The sequence below is a fragment of the Dolichospermum circinale AWQC131C genome (assembly GCF_000426905.1).
Taxonomy (GTDB): Bacteria; Cyanobacteriota; Cyanobacteriia; order Cyanobacteriales; family Nostocaceae; genus Dolichospermum; species Dolichospermum circinale.
Genome location: NZ_KE384588.1, coordinates 57,929 through 58,871, shown reverse-complemented (window position 1 = coordinate 58,871; position 943 = coordinate 57,929). Strand labels below are relative to the sequence as shown.

Genomic DNA, 943 nt, shown 5'->3' with positions numbered 1-943 from the left:
GGGGTTGACAATTGATTTTAAATTTGTTATCATGATTTTGATAAGGAAGAACTATCTTAATAACCAAAGTTTTTTTAGTCAAGAGGTCTTTGGTTTTTGGTAGGAAAAGTATTTAACTCCTCAACAACCAGATTCCAGGCTAACTCAGGTTCAGCAGCCGCAGTAATAGGACGACCGATAACGAGATAATCAGCACCCGCTGTGATAGCTTGGGAAGGAGTAAGTGATCGCTTTTGATCGCCTTTATCAGACCAAGTAGGCCGCACCCCTGGACAAACGAGCAAAAAGTCATTTTTACAAGTTTCTCTTAATTGTTGCACCTCCTGGGGAGAACAAACCGCCCCATTCAACCCTGACTTTTCAGCTAAAAGTGCCATTTCCAGAGCAAATTCTGGTAATTCCAGGGGGATTTTCAAATCAAACGCCAATTGTCGTGGGGAAATACTGGTTAACAACGTAATAGCGATTAATTGCGGAGGTTTTGTTCCGGCTTTTTCCGCTCCAATTTCCACAGCTTCCGCAGCCGCTTTGAGAGCATCATTACCACAAGTTGCGTGAATTGTCAATAAATCCACCCCATAACCAGCAGCAGCGCGACAAGCACCAGCGACAGTGTTGGGGATATCGTGAAATTTCAAGTCGAGGAAAATACGTTTTTCTTGAGATTTGAGGATATCGAGAATTTTCGGACCTGTGCTGGTAAACAACTCCAAACCAACTTTCCAGAAAGTGACTTGAGGAAGTTTATTAATGAGAGCGATCGCGCTATCTAAATCTGGTACATCTAAAGGTACAATAATTTTTTCATCATTCATAATTCTGGTTATTACTTGAATACCTTGTCCATTTTCTGTAGGTTGGGTTAAGCGACAGCGCAACCCAACCTACAAATCAAGGCTTTTTTCAATATAGACAAGGTATTGTTACTTATTACATAATATCT

1 protein-coding gene is annotated in these 943 nt (G+C 40.9%); it reads right to left on the bottom strand.

Features of this window, described 5'->3' with window-relative positions; genetic code table 11:
* Nucleotides 1–74 precede the first annotated feature (74 nt).
* The gene (gene pyrF, locus ACIR131C_RS0101475) at nucleotides 75–815 is read right to left on the bottom strand and encodes an orotidine-5'-phosphate decarboxylase (protein WP_028088779.1); all 741 of its coding nucleotides are present in this window, start codon (nucleotides 813–815) and stop codon (nucleotides 75–77) included.
* Nucleotides 816–943 lie beyond the last annotated feature (128 nt).